Below are 7019 nucleotides of genomic sequence, written 5' to 3' on the forward strand. Positions count from 1 at the left end.
GGTGCGGTACGGCGAGTGCGGCAAGGCGGATGCGGTAGGGCGGTGCGTCGGGACCGCTCCGGCACTACAGGCGTTCGAAGGAGCGGCGCAGTTCCCAGTCGGTGACCGCGGAGTCGTACGCGTCCAGTTCGACGCGCGCCATGTTGCGGTAGTGGGCGACGACCTCGGGGCCGAAGGCGGCCTTGGCGATCTCGCTGTTCTCCCAGAGCTCGGCGGCCTCGCGCAGCGTGGTGGGGACGTGCGCGAAGTCGGCGGTGTAGGCGTTGCCGGCGCAGGGCTCGGGCAGTTCCAGCTGGTGCTCGATGCCGTGGAGCCCGGCCGCGACCAGGCCGGCGACGGCGAGGTACGGGTTGACGTCACCGCCGGGGAGGCGGTTCTCGAAGCGCATGGAACGGCCGTGTCCGACGACGCGCAGGGCGCAGGTCCGGTTGTCCACGCCCCAGGCGACGGCGGTCGGCGCGAAGGATCCGGGCCGGAAACGCTTGTACGAGTTGATGTTGGGGGCGTAGAGAAGGGAGAAGTCGCGCAGCGCGGCGAGCTGGCCGGCCAGGAAGTGGCGCATCACGGGGGACATACCGCCGTGGGCGTGCGCGTCCGGGCCGTCCGCGGCCATCGCGTTGCGTCCGTCGGCGTCGCCCAGCGAGAGGTGGATGTGGCAGGAGTTGCCCTCGCGCTCGTCGTACTTGGCCATGAAGGTGAGCGAGACGCCCTCCTGGGCCGCGATCTCCTTGGCGCCCGTCTTGTAGACGGCGTGCTGGTCGCAGGTCTTGAGCGCCTCGTCGTAGCGGAAGGCGATCTCGTGCTGGCCGAGGTTGCACTCGCCCTTGGCCGACTCGACGATCAGGCCCGCGGCCTGCATCTCGTTGCGGATGCGGCGCAGCAGGGGTTCGACGCGGCCCGTCCCGAGGACGGAGTAGTCGATGTTGTACTGGTTGGCGGGGGTCAGGCCCCGGTAGTTGGCGTTCCAGGCCTGCTCGTAGGTGTCCTGGAAGACCATGAACTCCAGCTCGGTGCCCACCATCGCGGTGTAGCCGTGCTCGGCCAGGCGCTCCAGCTGGCGGCGCAGGATCTGCCGGGGCGCGGCGACGACGGGCGAGCCGTCGTTCCAGGCGAGGTCGGCGACGATGAAGGCGCTGCCGGGGTTCCAGGGGATCCGGCGCAGGGTGGCGAGGTCGGGGTGCATGGCGAAGTCGCCGTAGCCCCGGTCCCAGGAGGACATCTCGTAGCCGTCGACGGTGTTCATGTCCGTGTCGACGGCGAGGAGGTAGTTGCAGCCCTCGGTGCCGTGCGCGAGGACCTCGTCGAGGAAGAACTGTGCGGCGAACCGCTTGCCCTGGAGGCGCCCCTGCATGTCGGGGAAGGCCAGGACCACTGTGTCGATTTCACCGCTGTCGACGAGAACACGGAGCTCTTCGGGCGAAAGCGGCGGCTTGCGGTCTACCACGGGAATCTCTCCTTCGGTGAGCCGAGGACGCCTAAGGTATTGAATAGAACCATTGCTTGGGAAGGGGAGGGGCCGACATGACCGATACGGCGAGCGAGGGTGACGCGATCGCGCGGCTCAATCCGGTGCTGCGACAGGTGCGGGCGGGCAACGGTTTCGAGGAGGCGCTGGAGCAGATCCTCCAGGTGGTCCGGCTCGGCCTGGTCCCGGGCGGGGAGCGGCTTCCGCCCGAGCGCGAGCTGGCCGAGCGGATGGGGATCAGCCGGGTGACGCTGCGCGAGGTGCTGAAGGTGCTCCAGGACCAGGGCCTGGTGGAAGCCCGGCGCGGGCGGTACGGCGGAACGTTTGTGCGGCCCCGCCCCGACACCCCGGCCGGGGGGACCGAGGAGGAGCTGCGCCGGCGGGTCGCGGGCGTGGACATCGAGGACGCCCTGCGCTTCCGCGAGGTCCTGGAGGTGGGCGCGGCCGGCCTGTGCGCCTCCCAGGGGCTGTCGCAGAAGGACGCGGACCGGCTGCTCGCGGCCCTGACCGCCACCCACGACGCCCCGCTGCCCGAGTACCGCCGCCAGGACACGCTCTTCCACCTCACCCTGTGCGAACTGGCCGGCTCCGCCACGCTGACGGCCCAGTACGCGGCCGTCAGGGCCACCGTGAACGACCTGCTGGACTGCATCCCGCTGCTGGTGCGCAACCTCGAGCACTCCCAGCAGCAGCACAGCGCGCTGGTGGAGGCGGTGCTGGAGCGGAACGCGGACGCGGCCCGCGAGGTGATGCGCGAGCACTGCTGCGGCACGGCGGCGCTCCTGCGGGGGTTCCTGGCCTGAGCCCGGGGAGGCTTTCGTAACCGCTGTTTAACGCAAGGGTCTTGCGCCCGCCGCGCCGGAACGGCAAAGGTACGCCCCACAACCATTGCCCTAGGCAGGAGCGCACATGGCCGACGACACCGGCGCACGGCTGGCAGCCGTGCCCGAACCCAGCGAGTCCCCCGAGAACGGCAAGGACGGCAAGGACGGCTACCTGGAACGCCGCACCCTGCGGCGCGGCAGCGCCGGCTGGCTGCTGCTGACCGGTCTCGGCGTCGCGTACGTCGTCTCCGGCGACTTCTCGGGCTGGAACGTCGGCCTCGCCCAGGGCGGATTCGGCGGCCTCGCCATCGCCACCGTCCTGATGGGCGCGATGTACGCCTGCCTCGTCTTCTCCCTCGCCGAGCTGTCGGCGATCCTGCCCACCGCGGGCGGCGGCTACGGCTTCGCGCGCCGGGCGCTGGGCACTTGGGGCGGCTTCCTCACAGGCACCGCGATCCTCATCGAGTACATCCTCGCTCCGGCCGCCATCGCCATCTTCATCGGCGACTACATCGAATCCCTGAACCTCTTCGGCCTCACCTCCGGCTGGCCGGTCTACCTCGCCTGCTTCGCGATCTTCATCGGCATCCACCTGTGGGGCGTCGGCGAGGCCCTGAGCTTCTCGCTCGTCGTCACCGCCATCGCCGTGATCGCGCTCATCGTCTTCGCCGTCGGCGCGTTCACCGAGTTCGACGCGTCCCATCTCGACAACATCGCCGTCGACACCACCGCCGCCGGAGCCAGTTCGTGGCTGCCGCTGGGCTTCCTCGGCATCTGGGCCGCCTTCCCCTTCGGCATGTGGTTCTTCCTCGGCGTCGAGGGCGTGCCGCTGGCCGCCGAAGAGGCCAAGGACCCGGTCCGCTCCGTGCCGCGCGCCTTGTCGATCTCCATGGGCATCCTGGTCCTGCTCGCGCTGGTCACCTTCCTCGCCTCCACGGGCGCGCGCGGGGCCGACGCCATCAAGGACGCGGGCAACCCGCTGGTCGTCGCCCTCGAGGGCGACCCCGGCCTCTCCTGGCTCAAGACCTTCGTCAACTACGCCGGTCTCGCGGGCCTGGTGGCCTCCTTCTTCTCCCTCATCTACGCGGGCTCGCGCCAGCTCTTCGCCCTCTCCCGGGCGGGCTACCTCCCGCGCTTCCTGTCCCTGACCTCGAAGCGCAAGGCCCCGTACCTGGGCCTGCTCATCCCCGGCGCCATCGGCTTCGCGCTGGCCGCCGCCACCGGCAACGGCCCGCGCATGCTGAACATCGCGGTGTTCGGCGCGACCATCTCGTACGCGCTGATGGCCCTTTCGCACATGGTGCTGCGGCGCCGCGAACCGGGCCTGGAGCGCCCGTACCGCACCCCGGGCGGCGCCGTCACCTCCTCGGTGGCCTTCGTGCTCGCCCTCTCGGCCCTCGTCGCCACCTTCCTGGTGGACAAGGACGCGGCATTCATCGCCCTGGCCGTGTACGCCGTCGCCCTCGCCTACTTCGCGTTCTACAGTCGCCACCACTTGGTGGCGTCCGCGCCGGAGGAGGAGTTCGCGGCGCTGGCCGAGGCCGAAGCCGAACTGTCCCGCGACTGACCCCCGTCCCTTCCCCGGAGGTATCACCGTGCCCAGGCCGCTCATCGGCATCACCACCTACGTCGAGACATCCACCCGCTACGGGGTGTGGGACGTCCCGACGGCCCTCGTCCCCACCGGGTACTACGAACTCGTCCAGGCGGCCGGTGGCACGGCCGCCCTGCTGCCGCCGGACGCCCCGGAGGCGGCGGCGGAGGTGCTGGACCGCCTGGACGGCCTGGTCGTGGCGGGCGGCCCCGACCTGGACCCGGTCCGCTACGGAGCTCCGCGCGATCCCCGTACGGGCCCGCCCGCGACCCTGCGCGACACCTGGGAGCTGTCGCTCATCGCCGCGGCGCTGGCCTCCCGCACCCCCCTGCTCGGCGTCTGCCGGGGCATGCAGGCCCTGAACGTGGCCCTGGGCGGGACGCTGGTCCAGCACATCGACGGACACGTGCTGAGCCCGGGGGTCGTCTCCTGGCACCCGGTCCGCCCGGTCCCCGGCACGCTGTACGCGGCGCTCGTCCCGGAGGAGTCCGAGGTCCCGACCTACCACCACCAGGCCGCGGACCGGCTGGGCCGGGGCCTGATCGCCTCGTCCCACGCGGCCGACGGTACGGTGGAGTCGATCGAGCTCGCCGACCCCGCTCACTGGGTCCTGGGCGTCCAGTGGCACCCGGAACTCGACAAGGACACCCGCGTGATGTCCGCCCTCGTCGAGGCGGCTTCGGCCCGCTCCACGCCCGCCTGACCGGCCGCCACCCCTCGCCGTCACCCGCCGCCGCCACCCTCCCGGCACGTCAGGGGTGGTGGCGCAGGGGTGCTGCGCCCGCGCCGGGCCCGCAGGCCGTCGCGGCGCGGCCGGAGAACCGCACGCGGTACTCCATCGACGGCGGACGGGGCAGGTCCCCGGGGTCCCCGCCCCGGTCGCGGCCCGGGCCGTTCCCGCGGACGGCAGCCCCCGCCCGAAGGCCCCGCGGAGCGGGGTCAGTGCCGGGTCAGCGACAGCAGGTCCCGGGCCGGGCCGGCCGGGCGGGAGCCCGCGGGCCAGACCGCGCGCAGCGCCCGGTCGAGCGGAGTGTCGAGCACCGGGACGGACACCAGGCGGCGGGCCGCCAGCTCGTCCCCGACCGCCAGCTCGGAGAGCACGCACGGCCCGGCCCCGCTCAGCGCCGCCGCCTTCACCGCCGTGGTGGAGGCGAGTTCGAGCAGCGGCTCCGCCAGGCCGCCGATGCCGGCCAGCGCCGCGTCCAGGACCTGCCGGGTGCCCGAGCCGCGCTCCCGCAGGATGAGCGGCGTCGCCGCCAGCTCCGCCGCCTCCACCCCCTTCGAACGCCGCGCCCACGGGTGTCCCGGGGCCACCGCCACCACCAGGCGGTCCTGCGCGATCACCACCGCGTCGAGTCCTTCGGGCACGCTGAGCCCCTCCACGAAGCCGAGGTCGGCCTCGTGCGCGAGGACCCGTTCGGCGACGGTGGCCGAGTTCCCCGCGTGCAGCGACACCGCCGTGCCGGGGCGCTGCCCGCGCAGCGCGATGAGCCAGCCGGGCAGCAGGTACTCCGCGATGGTCATGCTCGCCGCGACCCGCAGCCGGGAGTCGCGACGGCCCCTCAGCGCCTGGGCGCCCGCGTCGAAGGCCTCGGCCGCCTCCACCACCCGCCGCGCCCAGTCCGTGACCAGCGCGCCCTCCCGGGTCAGCGTCGAGCCCCGCGGCGACCGGTCCACGAGCGCGACCCCGAGCCGGGTCTCCATCGCCCGGATGCGGCTGCTGGCGGCGGGCTGGGTGATGCCGAGCCGCCGGGCGGCCCCGCTCAGGCTCCCCACCCGGGCGACGGCCAGCAGCAGCTCCATGGCGCCCAGGTCCGGGACCCGGTGCGCCAGCGGTACCTGCGACTCAGCCCACTCCTCAATACCCATAACTTCAGTTTATGCCCTCATAGGAACAAGCCCTCTGCCGTCCGGCGCCGCCCGGCGGGACGCTGGACCCATGGCCACCACCCTCGTACGCCCCCGTCCCACCACCCCCGGGACCCCGCGGATCCACAAGGTCCCCTCCCTGCGCCACCTCGGTCCCAACTGGTACGCCTCGGTCATGGGCACGGCGATCATCGCCAACGCCGGCGCCGCCCTCCCCTACCAGATCCCCGGCCAGCGCGTGGCCTGCCAGGTCTTCTGGGTCCTGTCCGCCACCGCCCTCGCCGTACTGCTGACCGCCCGCGCCGGCCACTGGATCCACCACCGCGACCAGGCCCGCGCCCATCTGCTCGACCCGGCCGTCGCCCCCTTCTACGGCTGCCTCGCGATGGCCCTGCTGGCCGTCGGCGGCGGCACCCTCATCGTCGGCAAGGACCTCATGGGTGTCCCCGCCGCCGTCGCCGTGGACACGGTCCTGTTCACCGCCGGCACCGCGATCGGCCTGCTCGCCGCCGTCGCCGTGCCCTACCTGATGGTGGTCCGCCACAAGGTCGAGGCCCACCAGGCCACCCCCGTCTGGCTGCTGCCCGTGGTCGCCCCGATGGTCTCCGCCGCGCTGGGCCCCCTGCTGATCCCCCACCTGCCCGCCGGCCAGGCCCGCGAGGCCATGCTCCTCGCCTGCTACGCCATGTTCGGGATCAGCCTGCTCGCCACCCTGCTGCTGCTCCCCCTGGTGTTCGGCCGGCTGATCGTGAGCGGTCCCCTCCCCCTGGCGCTCACCCCGACCCTGTTCCTGGTCCTCGGCCCCCTCGGCCAGTCCACCACCGCGGTGAACTCGCTCGCCGACATGGCCCCCCAGTCGATATCCACCGCGTACTCCGGCGCCTTCGCCGCCTTCGCCGTGGTCTACGGGGTCCCCGTGATGGGATTCGCCCTCCTCTGGCTGGCGCTGGCCGCGGCGATGCTGCTGCGGGCCGCCCGCGACGGCATGGGGTTCGCCATGACCTGGTGGGCGCTGACCTTCCCCGTCGGCACCTGCGTCACCGGCGCCGCCGGCCTCGCCCGCCACACCGGCCTCGCAGCCTTCTCCTGGCTGGCCGCGGCCCTGTTCCTGGTCCTGCTGACCGCCTGGCTGCTCGCCGCCGCGAACACCCTGGGCGGCCTGCTCACCGGCCGCCTGCTCGCCGCACCCCGCTAGGCTAGTGCTGCTCCGCGGAAGTTCGTGGAGGGGTGTTGGTCAGGTGAGGGGTTCGCCGAGGTAGAGGGTGCA

Annotated in this window: 6 protein-coding genes; 4 read left to right on the plus strand and 2 right to left on the minus strand. The window is 72.9% G+C overall.

Features of this window, described 5'->3' with window-relative positions; translation table 11 throughout:
- Positions 1-64: 64 nt before the first annotated feature.
- On the minus strand, positions 65-1444 hold the full coding sequence (locus J7E97_RS02940; RefSeq protein ID WP_215021884.1) for a glutamine synthetase family protein: 1380 nt from the start codon (positions 1442-1444) through the stop codon (positions 65-67).
- A gap of 77 nt (positions 1445-1521) precedes the next feature.
- On the opposite strand from J7E97_RS02940, the gene J7E97_RS02945 reads away from it, so the two are divergent.
- From J7E97_RS02945 to J7E97_RS02955, 3 genes are all read left to right on the plus strand, one after another.
- Positions 1522-2268: a FadR/GntR family transcriptional regulator gene (locus J7E97_RS02945; RefSeq protein ID WP_215021885.1), complete on the plus strand. Its 747-nt coding sequence runs from the start codon at positions 1522-1524 to the stop codon at positions 2266-2268.
- A gap of 106 nt (positions 2269-2374) precedes the next feature.
- On the plus strand, positions 2375-3856 hold the full coding sequence (gene eat, locus J7E97_RS02950) for an ethanolamine permease (RefSeq protein WP_251053681.1): 1482 nt from the start codon (positions 2375-2377) through the stop codon (positions 3854-3856).
- Between the two features lie 28 nt (positions 3857-3884).
- Positions 3885-4586 (plus strand): gamma-glutamyl-gamma-aminobutyrate hydrolase family protein, encoded by a 702-nt coding sequence (locus tag J7E97_RS02955; protein ID WP_215021886.1) that lies wholly within the window; start codon positions 3885-3887, stop codon positions 4584-4586.
- Between the two features lie 236 nt (positions 4587-4822).
- Here the strand turns inward: J7E97_RS02955 and J7E97_RS02960 are convergent, their stop codons facing one another.
- Positions 4823-5752 (minus strand): LysR family transcriptional regulator, encoded by a 930-nt coding sequence (locus tag J7E97_RS02960; protein ID WP_215021887.1) that lies wholly within the window; start codon positions 5750-5752, stop codon positions 4823-4825.
- Positions 5753-5822: 70 nt separating this feature from the next.
- On the opposite strand from J7E97_RS02960, the gene J7E97_RS02965 reads away from it, so the two are divergent.
- Positions 5823-6947 (plus strand): TDT family transporter, encoded by a 1125-nt coding sequence (locus J7E97_RS02965; RefSeq protein WP_215021888.1) that lies wholly within the window; start codon positions 5823-5825, stop codon positions 6945-6947.
- Positions 6948-7019 lie beyond the last annotated feature (72 nt).

Source organism: Streptomyces sp. ISL-66, assembly GCF_018614135.1.
Lineage (GTDB): Bacteria > Actinomycetota > Actinomycetes > Streptomycetales > Streptomycetaceae > Streptomyces.